The sequence below is a fragment of the Thalassospiraceae bacterium LMO-SO8 genome (genome assembly GCA_031655335.1).
Classification (GTDB): domain Bacteria; phylum Pseudomonadota; class Alphaproteobacteria; order Rhodospirillales; family Casp-alpha2; genus UBA1479.
In genome coordinates, this window is record CP134226.1 from 1,982,242 (window position 1) to 2,001,096 (window position 18,855).

General features: G+C 65.6%; 20 protein-coding genes. 14 read left to right on the forward strand and 6 right to left on the reverse strand.

The features are described from left to right. Positions 1–7 precede the first annotated feature (7 nt). The gene (locus RJ527_09615) at positions 8–1,069 is read left to right on the forward strand and encodes a DUF4340 domain-containing protein (GenBank protein WND77988.1); all 1,062 of its coding nucleotides are present in this window, start codon (positions 8–10) and stop codon (positions 1,067–1,069) included. Between the two features lie 143 nt (positions 1,070–1,212). Further along, complete coding sequence (locus RJ527_09620) at positions 1,213–2,973, forward strand: EAL domain-containing protein (protein ID WND77989.1); 1,761 nt, start codon at positions 1,213–1,215, stop codon at positions 2,971–2,973. Positions 2,974–2,993: 20 nt separating this feature from the next. On the opposite strand, the gene RJ527_09625 is transcribed toward RJ527_09620, so the two are convergent. Beyond that, the gene (locus RJ527_09625; GenBank protein ID WND77990.1) at positions 2,994–3,233 is read right to left on the reverse strand and encodes a hypothetical protein; all 240 of its coding nucleotides are present in this window, start codon (positions 3,231–3,233) and stop codon (positions 2,994–2,996) included. 122 nt (positions 3,234–3,355) lie between these two features. Next, entirely contained in the window at positions 3,356–5,266 is a 1,911-nt protein-coding gene (locus tag RJ527_09630) for a cyclic nucleotide-binding domain-containing protein (GenBank protein ID WND77991.1), read from the reverse strand. Positions 5,267–5,536: 270 nt separating this feature from the next. Between RJ527_09630 and RJ527_09635 the strand changes: the two genes are divergently transcribed. After that, on the forward strand, positions 5,537–6,340 hold the full coding sequence (locus RJ527_09635; protein WND77992.1) for an acyloxyacyl hydrolase: 804 nt from the start codon (positions 5,537–5,539) through the stop codon (positions 6,338–6,340). A gap of 9 nt (positions 6,341–6,349) precedes the next feature. On the opposite strand, the gene RJ527_09640 is transcribed toward RJ527_09635, so the two are convergent. The 3 genes from RJ527_09640 to RJ527_09650 form a co-directional block, all read right to left on the reverse strand. Beyond that, the gene (locus RJ527_09640) at positions 6,350–7,804 is read right to left on the reverse strand and encodes a tetratricopeptide repeat-containing glycosyltransferase family protein (GenBank protein ID WND77993.1); all 1,455 of its coding nucleotides are present in this window, start codon (positions 7,802–7,804) and stop codon (positions 6,350–6,352) included. Positions 7,805–8,026: 222 nt separating this feature from the next. After that, on the reverse strand, positions 8,027–8,368 hold the full coding sequence (gene arsC, locus RJ527_09645) for an arsenate reductase (glutaredoxin) (GenBank protein ID WND78043.1): 342 nt from the start codon (positions 8,366–8,368) through the stop codon (positions 8,027–8,029). 43 nt (positions 8,369–8,411) lie between these two features. Further along, entirely contained in the window at positions 8,412–9,557 is a 1,146-nt protein-coding gene (locus RJ527_09650; GenBank protein WND77994.1) for a mechanosensitive ion channel family protein, read from the reverse strand. Positions 9,558–9,678: 121 nt separating this feature from the next. Here RJ527_09650 and RJ527_09655 point away from each other — a divergent pair, with 121 nt between their 5' ends. Further along, entirely contained in the window at positions 9,679–10,368 is a 690-nt protein-coding gene (locus RJ527_09655) for a hypothetical protein (GenBank protein ID WND74313.1), read from the forward strand. Positions 10,369–10,378: 10 nt separating this feature from the next. On the opposite strand, the gene RJ527_09660 is transcribed toward RJ527_09655, so the two are convergent. Continuing rightward, positions 10,379–10,987 (reverse strand): RecX family transcriptional regulator, encoded by a 609-nt coding sequence (locus tag RJ527_09660; GenBank protein ID WND74314.1) that lies wholly within the window; start codon positions 10,985–10,987, stop codon positions 10,379–10,381. 62 nt (positions 10,988–11,049) lie between these two features. Between RJ527_09660 and RJ527_09665 the strand changes: the two genes are divergently transcribed. The 10 genes from RJ527_09665 (at position 11,050) to RJ527_09710 (ending at position 18,854) form a co-directional block, all read left to right on the forward strand. Beyond that, positions 11,050–11,850 (forward strand): ABC transporter permease, encoded by an 801-nt coding sequence (locus tag RJ527_09665; protein ID WND78044.1) that lies wholly within the window; start codon positions 11,050–11,052, stop codon positions 11,848–11,850. Between the two features lie 161 nt (positions 11,851–12,011). Then, a complete protein-coding gene (locus RJ527_09670; protein WND74315.1) occupies positions 12,012–13,208 on the forward strand; it encodes an aspartate aminotransferase family protein in 1,197 nt (398 codons plus the stop codon). Then, complete coding sequence (argF, locus tag RJ527_09675; GenBank protein ID WND74316.1) at positions 13,205–14,122, forward strand: ornithine carbamoyltransferase; 918 nt, start codon at positions 13,205–13,207, stop codon at positions 14,120–14,122. The genes RJ527_09670 and argF overlap by 4 nt, the downstream gene beginning before the upstream one ends. A 35-nt stretch (positions 14,123–14,157) precedes the next feature. After that, positions 14,158–14,979 carry a GNAT family N-acetyltransferase gene (locus tag RJ527_09680; GenBank protein ID WND74317.1) on the forward strand — a complete coding sequence of 274 codons (822 nt, stop codon included), beginning with the start codon at positions 14,158–14,160 and terminating at the stop codon, positions 14,977–14,979. Next, on the forward strand, positions 14,972–15,877 hold the full coding sequence (locus RJ527_09685) for an Hsp33 family molecular chaperone HslO (protein WND74318.1): 906 nt from the start codon (positions 14,972–14,974) through the stop codon (positions 15,875–15,877). The genes RJ527_09680 and RJ527_09685 overlap by 8 nt, the downstream gene beginning before the upstream one ends. 115 nt (positions 15,878–15,992) lie before the next feature. Further along, entirely contained in the window at positions 15,993–16,589 is a 597-nt protein-coding gene (locus RJ527_09690) for a hypothetical protein (GenBank protein WND74319.1), read from the forward strand. Between the two features lie 129 nt (positions 16,590–16,718). Next, positions 16,719–17,309, forward strand: coding sequence for a LysE family translocator (locus tag RJ527_09695; GenBank protein ID WND74320.1), 591 nt, complete (start codon positions 16,719–16,721; stop codon positions 17,307–17,309). Positions 17,310–17,455: 146 nt separating this feature from the next. After that, the gene (locus tag RJ527_09700) at positions 17,456–17,719 is read left to right on the forward strand and encodes a PepSY domain-containing protein (GenBank protein WND74321.1); all 264 of its coding nucleotides are present in this window, start codon (positions 17,456–17,458) and stop codon (positions 17,717–17,719) included. Next, positions 17,719–18,339, forward strand: a complete 621-nt coding sequence (locus tag RJ527_09705) for a cytochrome b/b6 domain-containing protein (protein WND74322.1) — start codon at positions 17,719–17,721, stop codon at positions 18,337–18,339. Before RJ527_09700 ends, RJ527_09705 begins: the two co-directional genes overlap by 1 nt. Then, the gene (locus tag RJ527_09710; GenBank protein ID WND74323.1) at positions 18,336–18,854 is read left to right on the forward strand and encodes a helix-turn-helix transcriptional regulator; all 519 of its coding nucleotides are present in this window, start codon (positions 18,336–18,338) and stop codon (positions 18,852–18,854) included. Before RJ527_09705 ends, RJ527_09710 begins: the two co-directional genes overlap by 4 nt. Position 18,855: the final 1 nt, after the last annotated feature.

Genomic DNA, 18,855 nt, shown 5'->3' on the forward strand with positions numbered 1-18,855 from the left:
AGCCGGCATGAGCGCGAAAAACTTTCTGATCCTTCTCGTCGCCACGGTGCTGGGCGTCATTGCCGCCGCCGCCGCCGTGATCACCCGTCCCGGTGACGCGGCTTACGCGAACCTGGGCGATCCGGTGGTGCCCGGCCTGATCGACAACCTGAACGATGTCGACACGGTGCGCATCGAAAGCCACGAAGGCGGCGTGCTGACCTTCAAGCGCAACGCCAAGGATGCCGGGGACTGGGGTATTGCCAACCGCGACATGTACCCGGCGAAGGCAAGCCAGGTGAACGCGCTGGCGCTGCGCGTGGCGGAACTCACCTATCTGGCGCCCAAGACCGCCACCCCGGAACTGTTTCCGCGGCTTGATCTGGGCGATCCCGATGCCGTGGGATCGAAGGCGATCAGCCTGCGCCTCAACGACAAGGGCGGGCGGCCGATGGTCGACATGGTGATCGGCACGGCCCGCAGTGCGCTCGAAGGTTCGGCCGAGGGCGGCACCTATTTCCGCATTCCCGGCAAGGAGCAGGCCTGGCTGGCCAAGGGTTCCATCGAAATCGGCAAGCTGATTTCCGAATGGATCGAGACCGACATCTTCGATATTCCGACCAAGCGCATCCGCCGCGTCGAAATTCATCACGCCGACGGCGAGAAGATTTCCATCTTCAAGGAACAGCAGGGGGATTTGGATTTCGTCCTGAACGGCGTTCCCGACGGCAAGAAGGTGAAAAGCCGGTTCAGCGTCAACGGCATCGCATCCGCCATTGACGAGTACAAGATCATGGACGTCGCGCGCCGCGAAAAGCATCCGGTCGATCCGGCCACGGCGACCCGCGTCGTATACGAAACCTTTGACGGGCTGACCGTGACCGCCCTGATCGAATTGCCCAAGGGCGACCCCAAGGGGCCGGCGGCCGAATATTGGGTGTCGCTCGACATTGCCGGCGGTGAGGGCACGGCCGAGGCCGATGGCTTGCGCGCGCGCACCGGCCCGTGGGTGTTCCGCATCTCCGACTATCGCTACAACGCGATCGCCAAGCGCATGACGGACCTGGTCGAGGACGCCGCCGGCTCGTAACGGCCGCGCAACTCATTTTCCTTTAATTTCAAAATTGTGCCGCCCGTCACAGATGGCGCGGCCCCGCATCCCTACGCTTTTCCCATAAGGTCGGCCAGGGGGGCCGCCCGTGGACCCCGGCGACGGGGTGAGGTAGGCTCGACATGAACGAGATCGCGCTCAATGGTTTGGGGGCCGCCATGACCGACGCGGACAGGGACGATACGGTGGGGAAAACGGGTGCGGCTGCCAAGGCCAAACCCGCGGCGAAATCCCGCATCCAAGGCAAGACCGACCGCGAACGCTTCGTGGCCCTGGCCTTCTGCCGCGCGGACCTGCTTCTCGAACTGGACGGCAACTACAATATCGCCTTCGCCGCCGGGGTGACCCCGGTGCTGGGCGCCACGCCGGAAACCCTGTTGGGCTCGTCGTTTCTCGACTTCGTCGGTGACGAGCACAAGACCTATGCCCGTGATCTGCTGGCCGGCGGCGGCCGCAACGGCCGACTGGAGGACGTTGTCCTCGACCTGAAAAGCATCGCCGGAAAACGCATTCCCGTGGTGTTTTCCGGCTATCGCATGCCTGATTTCGAGGACCACTATTTCTTGGCGCTGAAGGTCGAACCGGTGCGCAAGACCCATGTCCCGGCCGAAGACCTGATCGAGGACGAATGGTCGGGCGTGTTGGAGCGCGAGTCCTTCACCCGCGCCGCGATCGAACGTATCCAGGACTACGACCGCACGGGGGCCAGGGGGCAGCTCACCTTCGTGCGTCTGGACAACGTCAAGTCCCTGACCGAAACCCTGGGTGCGAGTGAAAAACGCAACCTGATGACCGCCGTCGGCAGCATCCTGAAAACCCATTCGCTCGGCGGCAGCACCGCGGGCCAGCTGGACGCCGAGAACTTCGCCTATGTCCACGGCGGCGACGTCGATCCCGAGGCCGTGAACATGAAGGTCGAGGAAGCGGCCCAACAGCTTCTCGGCGACAAGGCCGCCGAGTTCGGCGCCCGTTCTTCGACCCTGGACGCCGATGGTGCCGGGCTCAGCGAGGACCAGGTCGCCCGCGCCCTGGTCCATACCATGCAGCAGTTCTGTACCGGCAAGGCCAGGTTGCCGGTCGAGAAACTGTCCGACGCGCTCGACGACATGATGCAGGACACGGTGGAAACCGTGAAATTCATCAAGGACACGACGGAACGCTGCGACTTCGATCTGGTGTTCATGCCGATCTGCGACCTGCGCCTGGGCCGGGTTCATCATTTCGAGGCCCTGTCCCGGTTCCGCGACCAGACCCGCGCCAAGACCACGTTCCAGATCATCACCCTTGCCGAACAGTTGGGCCTGATCGTCGATTTCGATTTTGCCGTGGTCCGTCAGGTCATGGACATTCTGGGCCATATGGCGAAGCGCGGGCCGTTGCCGCCGGTGGCGGTCAACCTGTCGTCCCTGTCGCTGGCCCAGCCGCAGTTCGTGCAGCGCCTGATCCAGGTTCTCGAAAGCCGCCGCGACATGAACCGCCGGGTGATGTTCGAGCTGACGGAATCGGCCGAGGCCGAAGACCTGGAAACCCTGAACAAGGTGATCCAGGAAATCCGCTCGCGCGGGTTCCAGTTCTGTCTCGACGATTTCGGCGCGGGATCCGCCAGCTTCGATTACCTCAATGCCCTCGACGTCGACGTGGTCAAGTTCGACGGCCCCGTGGTGCGTCGGGCCTGCGCCTCGGACAAGGGCCGCGACATGCTGTCGTCGATGGCCAAGATGTGCTCGTCCGCGGGCGTGCACACGGTCGCGGAAATGGTCGAAGACAAGGAAGCCGCCAACAAGCTGTTCTATTGCGGCATCGACTACGGCCAGGGCTGGTATTTCGGCAAGCCCAGCCCCGATCCCTTCACCTTCGCCGACCGCTTCATCGGTGCGGATTAGGCGCGTCTTGAAAAATTAGGTTAGGACGCGCGGCCCTTGTAGGGGTTCTCGATCGCGTCGACGACGGATTGCAGGACTTCGCGGACCTGGGCCTCGTCGCAGCCCATGAGGATCGCATCCTCGAAGGCATCCTGGCAGTACTGGCGGATTTCCTCGAGGTTCTCGTTCAGGACCTTCAGCTTCTCCTCGCAGGACACCAGTTCACCGTCCGGCTGGCGCCAGGTGATCTCCGATCCGATGGGTGAACGTAAGCTGGTCATGGGTCCGTCCGCGGTCCTTGGGTTATCGCGCGGCGCCGGTCCGATGGCTTGGTCGCGGCGCTGAGCCCTAAATGTAATATCTTCGCCGCCGGGTGCAAGTCCCCTTGGCGGCCGGGCGGGGGTCAGGCGCCGGCGGCCCGGCTCTTGAGGCCGCGGTCGTCATCGTCGTCCTTGGGGGCGTCATAGACAGACATGTCGCCTTCTTCCTCGTCATCGTCGGCGCCGCCGGACGTTTCGGCCAGATGCGGGGCGTAATCCTTGGGCTCCCACGGCAAGGGCGGCGGCGACTTCGGCCGGGCGATATCCATCAGGCGCTCGACCCGAGACAGGTTCTTTTCCGTGATCATGGTCAGGCGGTGGGCGCCACGCGCCTCGTACACGCCCTTGGCCAGGGAAAAGGCCTCGCGGGCGGCCTCCAACTGACCCGGATCGTGGGTCAGCTTGGACAGCATGAACAGCGCCGAGCCCAGGTTGTTCTGGGTCGCCGCCCACAGCAGCGGATGGTCCAGCTTGTGACGGACTTCCAATGCGCCGGAGCACGCCTCGATGGCTTTTTCGAACAGCTCCACCGATTTCAGTTGTTCGCCCAGGATCGCCGCCGCCTGGCCGATGTTGTTCATGACCTCGGCCCAGCGCATGGGATGGTCGACCCGGTTGAACACCTGCAAGGCGGCCTGATAGTGGTTCAGGGCCTGTTTCAAAAGATCCTGGTCGCCTTCCTGGGCGTCGATGCGATAGCAGATCTGCCCCATCCGGTTCTGCAACGCCGCCCATTCCTTGGGGTAGAGGTCGCGGGTGAACTGCTCGGCCGCCGCTTCCAGAAGCGCCATCGCCTGGGCCATCGGCCCGGCCGCCTTGTGTTCGTCGTCGACCGGCATCTCCAGGGTTTCCCATTCTGGTGCCAGGGTCGGCAGGATCGCACCGAGCGCGCGCTGCGCCACGGCGCGGTCGAAGGCGTCGCTGTCATCCTTCAGGAAGGCGATGGCCTGGCCGTAGATATCGGCGGCCATGCGGTAACCCTCAAGCTGTCCCGCCGGGCCCGGCTGAAGCGTCAACAGGTTGGCGAAAAACAGCCGGGCGATGGCACGGTCGCGGTCCGTGATGTCGGGTGCCGTGCCCAGGGCTTCGATGGCCGGGGCCGCGCGTTCCATGGCCTGGGGCAGGACTTTGGCGAGGCGGCTTTTCTTGACCTCGGTCAGAGGGATCGTCGCCGTCAGGGCGACGGCCGTCGCCAGGGCCGTCAGGGCCGGGTCCGGCTGGGCCGGCAGCACCAGCGCCTGGGCTGCGTGAAACATTCCGGGCGGGTCCTCGTTCTGGATGCCCAGGGGCAGGAACCGCAGGGTCAGGCGCTTGCCGTCGGGGGCCAGCTCGAAGCAGATCAGGATGTCTGCCTCGGCCTGGGCCAGGGCCTGGCGCGCCGCCCAATGCAGACGGTTCGCGCGGTTCCCGGGTTCCGTGTCCTCAGGGAGGGCGAGGGGCTTCTTCAAGGGCCGGGCGCGCACGCCCTCCAGGTCGGCGAAGGCGTCGAGGATCAGGGTTTCAGGGTCCGGCGCGGTGCCGCTGTCGGCGCCGAAGTCTTCCGTGGCTTGGCCTTCGGGGGGCAGGGCCGCAACGCGGATCTCGATGCGGGTCGGGTCGGCGGGCTGACTGGCTTCCTTGATCTGGCGGAACCAGCCGAACAGGGAGAGCCGGCGGCGTGGTGCCCCGGTGTTCGGCGCGGCCAAGGGGGCAAGCAGGCGGGCCAACAGGCCGCTCCCCTGAACCGGCGTCTTGACCAGGGCCAGGGCCTGTTGGTCGAGCGGGCGCAAGGTCACCGTGCCGGCGGCGATCGCCGTCGATTTGTGGCGGCCGTGCGCGACATCCGCGTCGCCCAGGGTCTTGCCCGGGCCAAGAACACCCAGATGCTTTTCCTTGCCGTCGACCTCGGTCATCAGTTCGACCTTGCCGGCGATGATGGTGAAGGCACGGGTCGCCGGATCCCCCTCGCGGAAGATGATGTCCTTGTCGCGGAACTGTTGTTTCCTGCTGTTCACGGACCTTGGCCTGCTTGTTGAACGCTATCCGTCCATTCTCCGGTTGCCTGATCCAACCGGAGCCGACGGCGGCGCTGGACGATTGCCGCCCCGTCCATTAAACAGAAAGAAGGTTTACCCTTGTTTAAGGCCGATCTGCTTCCTTATCGTGGCTGAATACCAGGGATAAGGCCGGGGACAGAGGAACGCCGAAAGCGGCGTCCTGTGAGCGAGTGAGGGGCTATTTTGTATAATAAGTTCAAGGGATTGTGCGTGGGCTTGGGGCTCTGCATGGTGGCTGTTTCCGGTGCGCGGGCGGATAGTGCGTCGACCGGATACGACATCCGAATTCTGATGGGCAAGACCCATCCTTTTGCCGCCCGCCCGGCCAAAGAGTGGGACCAGGCCCGGCCGGGACAGCCCGCCGCAGGCCGCGTGGCCCAGCCGGTTTACGCCCCCATGCCGGCGCGCCCGGCGCCCCGGCCTCAGGTCCGCCCGGTTCCGGCCTCCGCGCCGGCACCGCAGCCGCAGGCCCAACCCACGGCGCCGATGTCGTCGAAAACGGGACCGCTGTGGCCCGGCGGCACGGAACGGGGGGCCCGCGCCAGTTCGCGGGGCAAGCCGCTCGGCGGCATCGTTTCCGAAATTTCCATCGGCGCCCTGATCCACGATGACGGGCCGTTCTCCAACTCCAAGGAAGACGGCTATGACGGGCATATCGAAATCCGCTTCGCCTCGCCCAAGTTCCTCGACATCATCTGGAGCCCGGAGCCCCACATCGGCGCCAACATCAATTCCGAGGGCGACACCAGCCAGGTGTTCGCCGGTCTCAGCTATGAATGGAATCTGTGGAAGGGCCTGTTCGCCGGGCTCAGCGTCGGCGGCGCCTATCACGACGGCGAGACGGATTCAGGGGCCCTGGACAAGAAGGACTTGGGCTGCCATCTACTGTTCCGGGAATCGTTCACCCTCGGCTGGCAGTTGACCGAGCATCACAAGATCGCGGCCATCTTCGACCATATCTCGAACGCCAAGATCTGCGATCACAACGAAGGCCTGGAAAACATCGGCCTGCGCTACAGCTATCGTTTCTAGGAAAAGGGCCTAGGCCCCATCGCCGCGCCGCACCCGGGCCCGCAGGCCGCGCCGGGTCTGGTCCAGCAAGGCCGCCCAGTCGCCCCGCCGTTCCGTGCGCAGGATGCGCATGGTCGGATACCAGGGCGTGGCGTCGCCGGAGGTGCCCCAGCGCCAATCGGGCGAGGCCGGGGCGATCAGCCAGGTTTCCTTGCCGAGCGCGCCCGCCATATGGGCGACGGCGCCGTCGACGGCGATCACCAGATCCATCTGATCGATATAAGCCGCAAGACCGGCCAGCCCGCCGGCCCGGCGCGCCACATCGATGATCAGGGCATCCGCGCCCTGTGCCTTCAGGTCGCCCGATGCCGGGCCCGTCTGCAGGCCGAACAACGTGACCCCGGCCAAGCCGGCCAGGTCAAGGAACGGGCGCAGCCCCGGCGTCGGCGTGACATGAACCGGCGTCCGCTCGTCTTCCCAGGCGATCCCGACTTTCAAAAAATCGCCGCCCGGCGGCAGGCGAAAGGCCCCCGGGTCGGGCGGGGCGATATAGGGGGTCGCGGCCGGCACCTTGGCGGCGGTGGTCTTGAAGATGGCGGCAAGCGACAGCAATGGCGCGTGCAGATCGAATTTCGGCAGGGCCGCGCCCTGGATCACCAGCTTATCGACGCCGGGCACCGTGGCCAGAAGATCGGCCAGCGCGGCGGGCGCTTCGAGAACGACATTGGCGCCTTGGGCCTTGATCATGGGAATGTAGCGGGCGAATTGGATGATGTCGCCGGGGGTGCCTTCGCAGGGCACCAGCACCGTCTTGCCCTTGACCTTGGCGCCGGTCCAGCGCGGCGTGTCCATGCCGCGCAACTGGAAGCGGCGCATTCGGAAGCGGGCTTCCAGGTCCTTGAAACCGGCGGCATATTCGCCCGCCAGCAACAGCGACCGTCCGCGGTCAAGCAGACTCGGGATATGATCCGGATTGTGGTCCAGCGCGCGCTCGAAACAGTCGAGGGACTGGTCGCGGCGGCCCAGGTCGCGCAGCGCCACGCCCAGGTTGTGCAGGGTGTCGGGATTTTTCGGGTCCAGGTGCACGGCCTGCTGGTGGCTGGCCACGGCGGCCTCGAACCGGCCAAGGTCGCGCAGAACGTTGCCCAGGTTGGAATGAGACGACGCATTGCGCGGCTTCAGCGCGATGGCCCGCCGGTAGCAGGCGACGGCGGCTTCCGGCCGGCCCGTGGCGCGCAGCACCACGCCCAGGTTGTTATAGGCCTCGGCCAGATTGGGATTGAGGGCGAGGGCCCGGGTGTAATCGGGGATCGCCTCTTCCAGGCGGCCGTTCCGTTGATGGTCGGAGCCGATGGCGAACAGGCGCGCGGCCTCGCGGTCACGGAGCGCCGTGCGTTCTTCTTCCGGAAGCGATTCCCACGCGGCGCGGGCGTCATTGACGTCCACCGGGGATTGATCCGGGCTGGCGCGGTCGTCGGCGGCCATCAGTCCTCCACGATATCAGCGGCCCCTTTGTCCGCTGTCGCTAGTGTTCGTCCGATCCGCCCGCGCCCCGTTTGGGTGATCTTCGGGCAGGTCAGAGAAGTGATCTGTAACCACGCTCCCCCCGCGCGCACATATTGAAGTGTCCCTGGCGGAACCGCAAGCCTCGTAACCTACGAGGATTACAATAAAACTCGGCGGTTCGGGCGGTCTGTCAGGTCCGTGTCAGACAAGCGCCAGAACGTTCTCCGGCGGCCGCCCGAGAACCGCCTTGGCGCCCTTGACGACGATCGGCCGTTCGATGCACCGGGGATTGGCGATCATGCCCTTGATCAGGGTGTCCTCGTCCATGTCCTTGGCAAGGCCCGCTTCCTTGGCTTCGGCGGCGCGCAGGATATCGGCGGCCTTCAGGCCGAGCTTGCGCAACAGCTCCTTCATCTCGTCCATCGTGGGCGGGGTTTCCAGGTACAGCACGATTTCCGGGGCGACGCCGTTGTCCTCCAGCAATTGAAGGGTCTGGCGCGATTTGCTGCACTTCGGGTTGTGATAGATGGTGATGGCCATGATGGCTGCTCCCCTGTTGTCTGTTCGGTGGCCGGCGGGACCGGTGTCATGCCTTCCCGGCGGAGCCCGGCCCCGTGGGCGGTTGGAAGATTTCCGGCGCGTCGTCGCCCGGCAGGCTTTCCACATAAATCGATTGGCTCGGGAAGGCAAAGGCCGCCTCGGCGCCGTGGACGATGTCCATGACCTTGTAGGCCAGGCGTTCCTTGATCTCCAGGTATTCACCCCATTTCGTCGTGATGGTGAAGCAGTAGACCAGGATGTTGATGGAGGAATCGCCGAAACTGTCGATGCGCACGAAGGTCGAGACATCCGTCGCCGGGGCGAATTCCGGTGTTTCCTCGATATAGGCCGCGATCTGGTCGCGGATCTGGCGCAACTGGTCGATCGTGGTGCGGTATTCGACCCCGATCAGCCATTTGATGCGGCGGTGGGTCATGGCGGTGAAATTGATGACCGCCGTGTCCGACAGCTGCGAATTGGGCACCATGACCGGCGCCTTGTCGAACCGGCGGATCATGGTCGAGCGAAACCCGATGGTCTCGACATGGCCTTCGACCACGCCTTCGACATGGATCCAATCGCCCTTGTGAAAGCGTTTTTCCGCCAGGATCAGCAGGCCCGCGATGAGGTTCTTGAACAGGTCCTGGGCGCCGAGCGCGACGGCGACGCCGATCAGGCCGAACCCGGCGATGATCGGGCCGACCTTGATGCCCCAGATTTCCAACACCGCCGCCGCGCCGATGATGAACACCAGCACGCGGATCGCACGCGCCATCCATTCCACCAGTTCCGTGGAAAAGATCCGGTCGAGGCGATGGAGAAGCACGCTCAAGGGATCGACTGCCCGGTAAAGCGCCCAGAAAATGGTGAAGGCGATCAGCGAGCGCACCAGGTTCGACGCCATCTGGTCGGGCGTGCCCACGAGTTTGAGGACCTGGAAGGCGAAGAACAGGCCCATGACCACGGGCACGAAGCGGACCGGTGGTTCGATGGTCGCCAGGATCTGGTCGTCCAGGGTCCAGGCCGTGCGCTTGGTCATCATGCGCAGCCAGCCCATGAGGAAGCGGGTCAGCAGACCGCGCAACATCAGGAAGACGAGGAAAATCCCCAGGGCGGCGGCCATGCGGCCGACGTCGATGCCGATCACGCCGTGTTGCCACACGTCGACAACCAGATTCCAAAACTCGGTCATGTCTTTCATAACAGTTGTTTATTGTATGTTGGGCCTGCTTGACTAGACTGTTGCCCGGATAAAACTGCTTCTTGGGGCGAGGGCGGGGCCGTCCCGCACCGTGACAGCCAAGGGGAGCCGAATGGGCCTGTCCCGTACTATCGCATTTGTGGCGGCCTTGATCGGGGCGATGGCGTCGTCATCTTCCGCCTGGGCGTCCGCCTCCTGCATCGCATCGAAGGACGGGGACGCGCCGATTCCCTATTTGTCGCCTGCTGAAAACGCCAATTTCATCTTCAAGATCACCCATAACCCGGATTCGAAAACCCCGGACGTGACCCACCACCGCTATCGGGTGAAAACCATCGACGGCGACAAGGTGCGCTGGTTCCGCGAACCGATCCAGGGAAAGGGGCCGATCCAGGACGTGACCCTGTACCGCGCCTTCGCCCGTGTCGCCGGCGGCGGCGGCTGGAATTTCGATTTCAAGGTGCCGGAATACGACAAGCTGTGGCCGCTGAAGCAAGGCAACGAAGCCAACTACGTCGTCGAAGGCAAGAAGGACGGCAAGCCGGTGTTCAAGCTACAGTCGTCGTTGTGCGTGCGCGGCTCCAAGGTCTTGAAACTGCCGGCCGGCGAGTTCACCGCCCACCTGGTCGACATCTCGCAAAAGGTGATCGAGGGACCCAAGTCCATGAAATGGGACCTGGTCGAAATCAACGCCTGGTACGTGCCCCAGTTCGGCACCGCGCTGCTGATGGAGGACCGCATCTCGTTCAAGGGCAAGCTGATCCTGATCCGCCGCCGCGAGGCCATCGAAGTTCCGAAATAGCGGCGGCCCCTTAGACATCGTCGAGCATCCGGGTCAGGTCGTCGACGGTCTCGGCCTCGATCACGCGCCGTGCCGTGTCGTAATCGAACCCAGCCCGCGCCAGGGTCGCCAAGTCCTTGTCGCGCCGGTCCGCCCGTTTGTCCGGGGCGGCGTAGGGGCCCAGCCGGCGGCGCCGGGCCAGGGCGGCGGCGGCGGCCAGGTCGGGCTCCGGCGTGTCCTCGGTCGCGGCGGCAAGGGCCTTGTCGATGTCGTCGGCCCCCACACCCTTCTGCATCAGTTTGAACCGCACGCCTTTCACCGGCGTGCCCCGGCGCAGCATGTCGCCGGCCCGCGCCTCGGCATAGGCGGCGTCGTCCAGCAGGCCCGCCCGCCGGTAGCGCTGGATCAGGTCCTCGACCCAGGCGGCCCCTTCTTCCGCATCGGTACCGTGGTGGCGGGCCGACCGCTCGACCCGGCGCATCAGCACCCGGCGCAGGTTTTCGGCCGAGGTGGCGAAGCGCGCAAGGTAATGGAGGGCGGCGTTGGCAAGACGGCTCTGCGTCGCCTTCTTGGGCCCCCGGGGCTTGCGCCTGGCACCCTTGGCGGGCGCCGGATCGTCGGAACCGATTGGACTCTCCATGGCCATATCTTATAAGGAGCGCGATGATGCGTGACCAGACACCCCTTGCCGCCCTGCCCACCATGCCGTCCGCGACCGACGGCCTGCCCCCCATGGGGGCGGTCAACTGGATCGGGCTGAAGACGCTCTACCTGCGCGAGGTGCGGCGCTTCATCAAGGTCTACACCCAGACCCTGGTCGCCCCCCTGGTGACGACGATGCTGTTCCTCGCCGTGTTCGCCCTGGCGCTCGGCGGGGACCACCGGGTCGTGGTCGGCATGCCGTTCATGACCTTCCTGGCCCCCGGCCTGATCATGATGGCGATCGCCCAGAACGCCTTCGCCAACACCTCAAGTTCCCTCATCATCGGCAAGATCCAGGGCAACATCGTCGACAGCCTGATGGCGCCCCTCAACGCCCATGAACTGGTGTTCGGCTTCGCCATCGGCGGCATGACCCGCGGCGTCGCCGTCGCCGTCGTCGTGGGTGCGGCCATGGCGATGACCGTGGACATGGGCCTGCACGACGTGTTCTTCGTCGTCTATCACGCGGTCATGGGGGCCCTGATGCTGTCGCTTCTGGGCCTCGCCGGCGGCATCTGGGCCGACAAGTTCGACCATATCGCGGCGGTCACCAACTTCGTCATCACGCCGCTGTCGTTCCTGTCGGGCACCTTCTATACGGTGCAAAGCCTGCCTCACGGCGCCCAGGTGGCGGCCCATTTCAACCCCTTCTTCTACATGATCGACGGCTTCCGCTACGGCTTCATCGGCCATGCGGACGGCAACCTGTGGATCGGCGTCGCGGTCATGGCGGCGATCAACGGGGCGCTCTGGTGGCTGTGTACCTGGATGTTCCGCACGGGCTACAAGCTGAAGGCCTGAGGCCCGCCCAAAAGCCGTCGCCGAACGGTCATCTTGCCGCCGTTGACAAGGGGGCACGAGATATCGATACTCGGCGGCTTTCCTGGTAAGGAAGATGGTTGAAGCTCCTGGAAAACGGGGGCTTTTTTCCGTTTTGACACGTTGAGCCAAAGGAGAGCGAAATGATCAGCGCCGTCATGCCGAATTACGCGCGGACCGCCTTCGCCCTGGTCAGGGGTGAGGGCATGTACGTCTGGGCGGACGACGGCCGACGATTCCTCGACATGGGATCGGGGATCGCTGTCAATTCGCTCGGCCATTGCCATCCGAAACTGGTGGCCGCGCTGACCGAGCAGGCGAAGACCCTGTGGCATGTCTCGAACCTGTACCGGGTCGCCGGGCAGGAGCGGGTCGCCGATCTTCTGGTCGCCAACTCCTTCGCCGACACCGTGTTCTTCAACAACTCGGGCGCCGAGGCCGTGGAGGCCGCGATCAAGATGGCACGGCGCTACCACCACGGCGCCGGGCATCCGGAACGCTACCGCATCATCAGCTGCGACGGCTCGTTCCACGGGCGGTCGCTGACCGATCTGGCCGCCGGGTCCAGCGAGAAGCACCGCGAAGGCTTCGGCCCCATGCCCGAAGGCTTCGACCACGTGCCGTTCGACAACCTGAACGCCATGCGCGCCGCGATCACCGACCAGACCGCGGCGATCCTGGTCGAGCCGGTGCAGGGCGAGGGCGGCATCAAGGCGCCGTCGCCGGGCTTCCTCAAGGGAATCCGCGAAATGTGCGACGAATTCGGCATCCTCATGGTGCTGGACGAGGTGCAGACCGGTAACGGCCGCACGGGCAAGCTGTTCGCCCATGAATGGGCGGGCGTGACGCCGGACATCCTGGCCACGGCCAAGGGCCTGGGCGGCGGGTTCCCCGTCGGCGCCGTGCTGGCGACCGAGGCCGCCGCCAAGGCCATGACGCCGGGCAGCCACGGATCGACCTTCGGCGGCACGCCGCTCGCCATGTCGGCGGTCGGCGCGATGCTGGACGTCGTCCTGGCGCCGGGGTTCCTCGCCAATGTCGACAAGATGGCCCGCGTGCTGTGGGACCGGCTGGGCGCCGTCGTCGCCAAGCATCCGACGGTGCTGACCGAAGTGCGCGGCCAGGGCCTGATGGTCGGCATGCGCTGCGCCGTGGAAAACGGCATCCTGGTCGGCAAGATGATCGACAACGGCGTGCTGACAGTGCCGGCGGGCGACAACGTCGTGCGCATGCTGCCGCCGATGATTCTCGAGGAAAGCCACATCGACGAGGCGGTCGCCGCGCTCGACAAAAGCTGCGCCGAAATCGCGGCGGACATGGCCGAGGAGAAGACGGGATGAGCGCGCTTCGCCATTTCCTAGATCTCGACCGGACCGACGCGGGCACTCTGCGCCGGATTCTCGACCGCGCGGCCGCGATGAAGAAGAACGGGGCGGCGGGCTCGGCGCCCCCGTCCCTGGCCGGCAAGACGCTGGTGATGATCTTTGAAAAGCCGTCGACCCGCACCCGCGTGTCGTTCGAGGTCGCGATCCAGCAACTGGGCGGCCGCGCCGTCGTGCTGTCGGGCAATGAATCGCAACTCGGCCGCGGCGAAACGGTGGCCGATACGGCGCGCGTGCTGTCGCGCTATTGCGACGTCATCATGATCCGCACGGACGATCCGCAGAAACTTCACGATCTGGCCGAATACGCCACCGTGCCGGTGATCAACGGCCTGACCGACGCCTCGCACCCGTGCCAGATCATGGCCGACATCATGACCTATGAGGAACATCGGGGTGGGATCAAGGGCCGCACCGTGGCCTGGGCCGGCGACGGCAACAACGTCGCCGCGTCGTGGATTCACGGGGCCGCGCGGTTCGGTTACCAGTTGCGCCTGGCCTGCCCCGAGGCGCTGTCCCCCAATCCCGACCTGGTGGCCTGGGCGGCGGGCGAGGGCGCGGATGTTCAGGTGACCGAAGACGCCGACGCGGCGGTCGCCGGGGCGGATCTGGTCGTTACCGACACCTGGGTGTCCATGGGCGACGCCGACGCGGGGTCGCGCCACAACCTGCTGACGCCCTACCGTGTGGACGATCGCCTGATGAAGCTGGCCGCGCCCGATGCCCTGTTCATGCATTGTTTGCCCGCGCACCGCGGCGAGGAAGTGACCGAATCCGTGATCGACGGGCCCCAGTCCGTGATCTGGGACGAGGCCGAAAACCGCCTGCACGCGCAGAAGGGTATCCTGGCCTGGTGTCTGGGCGACGTCTGACCGGATCTTCCGAACGATGGTGAAGGACGCCCCTCATGTTTGACGAAGCGGGCATCCGCGACCTGGAACGCCGGGCCGCCGACTGCTGGCCGCCGTTCAGCCAGGGCATTCTGGAAGGCTGGCAACTGCGCTTTTCCGAAGGCGTGTCACGGCGCGCCAATTCCGTTCTGGCGCTTGAGGAGACGGGGGAGAGCGCCCTCGACCTGCGTATCGACGCGGCGGAAAAATTCTACCGTCAGCGCGGCCTGCCCTGCCGGTTTCAGATTTCCGGCGCCGTCGCGCCGCGCGGCCTGGACGCGGCGTTGGAACGCCGCGGCTACGCCATCGAGGCGCGCACCCTGGTCATGACCGCCGACGCCGCGTCCGTGGTGGAAAACCTGGCCGATCGACAGGCGATCCGTTTTCGCGCGCGTCTGTTTTCCGGCCCCACGGGGGCGTGGTTTCAGGTCTACGGCGGCGGCCTGGCGCAGGGCCGCGAACGCGGCCTGCGTTGCCGCCTGGCCGAAGGCCTGCCGGCGCCGCGGGCCTATGCGGTGGTCGACGACGGGTCCGAGCCCGCCGCCGTGGGGGCCGCCGTGATCCGCGACGATTGGGCGCTGATCCTGTGCATGGCGACGCGGGACGGGTTTCGCCGACGGGGACATGCCGCGCGGGTGCTGGCCGCGCTTGCCGCCTGGGCCGCCGATACGGATCGAAACCGACGCCTGTTCCTACAGGTGGAATCGGACAATCGTCCCGCCATGGCGCTTTATCACTTGGCGGGCTTCCAAGCCGCGCATACCTATTATTATCGGACACAGACACAAGCCGCCTCAAACGATGCCCTCCCCGACACCGCCGACCGAGACAATGCCTGACGCCGCTCTTTCCCTCGACGACGTTGTTCAGCCGTTCCATGTGGACGCACTGGGCGTCAACGGGCGCGTCGTGCGCCTGGGGCCGATCCTCGACCGGCTGGTCGCGCCGCACGACTATCCGCCGGCCGTCGCCGACCTATTGGCGCAGGTCGTGGTGCTGGCGGCGACGCTGTCCAGCGTGCTCAAGTTCGACGGCGTGTTCACCTTGCAGGTTCAGGGCGATGGCCCGGTCGGCCTGGTCATGGCCGACGTGACCTCGGCCGGCGGGGTGCGCAGCTATGCCCGTTATGACGCGGACCGCCTGGCGGCGCTCGATTCCTCGGGCGCCCAGGGGGCGCCGGTTCCGGCGCTGCTCGGGTCTGGGTATCTCGCCTTCACGGTCGACCAGGGGCCGGACACGGACCGCTATCAGGGTATCACCGAACTGGTGGGGGCGAGCCTGGCCGACTGCGCCCATGATTATTTCCGCCAATCCGAACAGCTGGAAACCGCGATTCTCCTGGCGTCCGGCACCGATCCGCTGGCCGCCGGGGCGATCATGGTGCAGCGCCTGCCGGACAGACGCGGCGCCGACAAGGACGAGGCCGAGGAAGCCTGGCGCCGGGCGGTGATTCTGATGAGCAGCCTGTCGTCGGGCGAACTGCTTGACCCGGCGGTGACCACGGACCGGCTGCTCTATCGCCTTTACCATCAGGACGGGGTACGGGTGACCGAAGGCCGGCCCGTGAAACAGTCCTGCCGCTGTTCCCGGGACAAGGTCGAAATGACCCTGCGTTCCTTCCCGCAGGCGGAAATCGAGGACATGGCCGAGGACGGCAAGGTCACGGTAACCTGTGAATTCTGCCGCACGGACTATGTCTTCGGCCCGGACCAGATCGAAGCCCTGTACCGGGATTGATGTCGCTGTCCGTCTTGGCGGCGAGGATAATTCGGCCCATGCCTTGATCCTGACACAGGGCATGCTCAGTATGGCGGGCACCGGGGAACCCATTGGAGCGAGGAAACGACGACCGATGACCTTCACCAGATCACTGACCACCGCCCTTGTCGCCGGCCTTGTCGCGCTGGGCGGTTGCACCACGCCGGACCCCAGCGTCAACCTGCCGGAAATCACCTTTCAGCATGCGCCGGCCTTGAACCTTGCCGTCGACCGGGTCGAAATCGTCGATGTTCACAAGGCGCCCCTTGCGCCGCCCAACGTGGAACACAAGATGCAGACGCCTCCGGCCAAGGCGATGGCGATCTGGGGCCGCGACCGGCTCAAGGCCGTGGGCGGTGCCGCCGGGACGGTCGCGCGCCTGACGATCGAACGGGCCCAGGTGACCGAAACCAAGCTGCCGCGCACCCAGGGCATTAAGGGGGCCTTCACGACCGATCAGGATGCCCGATACGACCTGGAGATGTCGGCCATGATCGAGGTGTTCGATCCCCAGGGCCGGCGCGTCGGTCATGCGGCGGCGCGGGCCACCCGCAACCAGACCGTGCCCGAGGACGTGACTCTGAACGACCTGAACAAGACCTGGTTCGCGATGATGGAGGCCGCCCTCAAGGATTTCGACCACGAAATGGAAACCAACATGCGCCGCTTCCTCGGCAACTGGATGCGCTGACTCGCCGTCCCGCGCGTCTGGGGACTTGACCCGGCGGGCGCGGCTCCGCACCATGTGCCCGGGCTGCCAATGTCCGGCGCGCATCCATAATCCCGCGATATCCCGTTCCCTCCCTGCCGGAAGGCTTTCATGCTGACCTTCACCGCCGCCTGCTTCTTCCTGTTCATCACGCCGGGGCCGGGGGTGCTGTCGTTGGCCGGTGTCGGGTCGGGCTTCGGTTTCGCCCAGGGACGGCGCTACATGATCGGCCTGTTCCTGGGCACCAACTTCGTGGCGCTGGCCGTGGTCACGGGCCTGGCCGCCGCCGTGTTGGCGGTGCCGCATGTGCGCACGGTGCTGCTTTATGCGTCCGCCGCTTATCTTCTGTATCTGGCGCTGCGCATCGCCTTCGCCGGATCGAAGATCGCCTTCATCGAACGCCAGTCCGCGCCGGGGGTGATGGGGGGGCTCATGTTGCAGGCGATCAACCCAAAGGCCTATGCCGTGAACACGGCCTTTTTCTCGGGCTTCGCCTTCATGCCGGACAATCTGGCCATGGAGCTTGCGATCAAGTTCGCGGTCATGAACGCGCTTTGGGTCTGCATCCATTTCCTCTGGCTGTGGGCCGGGGTGACCCTACACCGCCTGGACCTGCCGAAACGCACCCAGTTCGCCATTAATGTCGCCATGGCCTTGTCCATGCTGGCGGTCGTCGCGCTCGCCGTCATCGCGCAGCGGTAAACAGGACAACGCCGTACGCAAACGCTTAGGGGCCTTCGGGTAAGCGTGAAACCAATCGCAACCGCGGATCGGCGGGCACAGAATTGCCCGACAGCGCAGGACATGCCCTGCGCACCCTTAACCCGATAATCCGAGGAATTTTCATCATGATCCGCAAACTAACCCTGTCCGCCGCCCTGGCGGTCCTCACGACAGGCGCTGTCTTGGCCGCCGATTTGACACCGGGCACGATTCTGGGAACCGACCACAAATCCATCGCCGCCGCCTTGGCCGCGCAGGGATATGACCTGGTCAAATTCGAACAGGAACACGGCCGTATCGAGGTCAAGGCCATGAAGAACGGTCAGCGCTGGGAACTGAAGCTCGACGCCAAAACCGGCAAGATCACGGAAGTAAAGGCCGACGACTGATGTCCGGCAAGTCCGAAGAGGCGGGGAGGCAAAGCGCCCCCGCCTGGGACCCTGTGGTCCGCCTGACCCACTGGTGTATCGCGCTCGCTGTGGTGCTCAACGGCCTGATCGTCGAGGACGAATCGCTGATCCACATCTGGATCGGCTATGCCGCCATCGCCTTCCTGGTGCTGCGTCTCCTCTGGGGCGTCATCGGCACGGAAGAGGCGCGGTTCACGTCGTTCCCGCCGAGCCTCGCCGGCGCCAAGGAACATCTGTCCGACCTGCTCACCGGGCGGCGGCGGCCGCATCGTTCGCACAATCCTCTGGGCGCGCTCATGGTCTATGCGCTTTGGGGCACGCTGATCGTCGTCGCGGTCACGGGCGTGATGATGGAAAGCGATCCGTTCCCGGCCACGGGCGGCGGGCTCGGCGACGGATTCATGGCCATTTTCCGTGAATACGAGCGCGCTTCCGGCGGCAGCGAATTCCTTGAGGAGATTCACGAGGCCGCGGCCAACATGTTACTGTTCCTCGCCGTGGTCCATGTCGGTGGCGTGCTGATGGAATCTTGGCTTACTGGAGTCAATCTGGTTCGGGCCATGGTGAAGGGCGGCAAGAGAATGCAAGACGGCGGATGAGCGACGACACGATTTCCCAACCGGCGCGGCAGGCAGTTAGCCGCCGCGTCGCCCTGCTTTCCGCCCTGCTTGCGGTGCAGGTGCTCTGCGCCGTGTTCTTCGTCGCCGACGTGGTCGACGATTTCCGGATGGGCGGCATCACGCCGCACACCCTGTTCGAAGGGGCCGTCGCCGCGGCCCTTTTCGTCGGCGTCGTCCTGGGCGGGCGCGAGATGCGCCGCACCCTTGAGCGCAACCGCCAGGCCGAGGACGCGGCGACCGCGGCGTCCGGCGCCTTCGCCCAACTGATCGAACGGCGGTTCGCCGACTGGTCCCTGACGGGGGCGGAGGCCGAGGTCGCCCTTTTGGCGCTCAAGGGCTTCGACGTCGCCGAGATTTCCGGAATCCGCGGCACCGCCGAGGGCACGGTGCGCGCCCAGCTGGCGCGCATCTACGCCAAGGCCGGTGTCGCCAGCCGCTCTCAATTCGTTTGCCTGTTCATTGACGACCTGCTGGCGGCGCCGATCACCGCCTGAT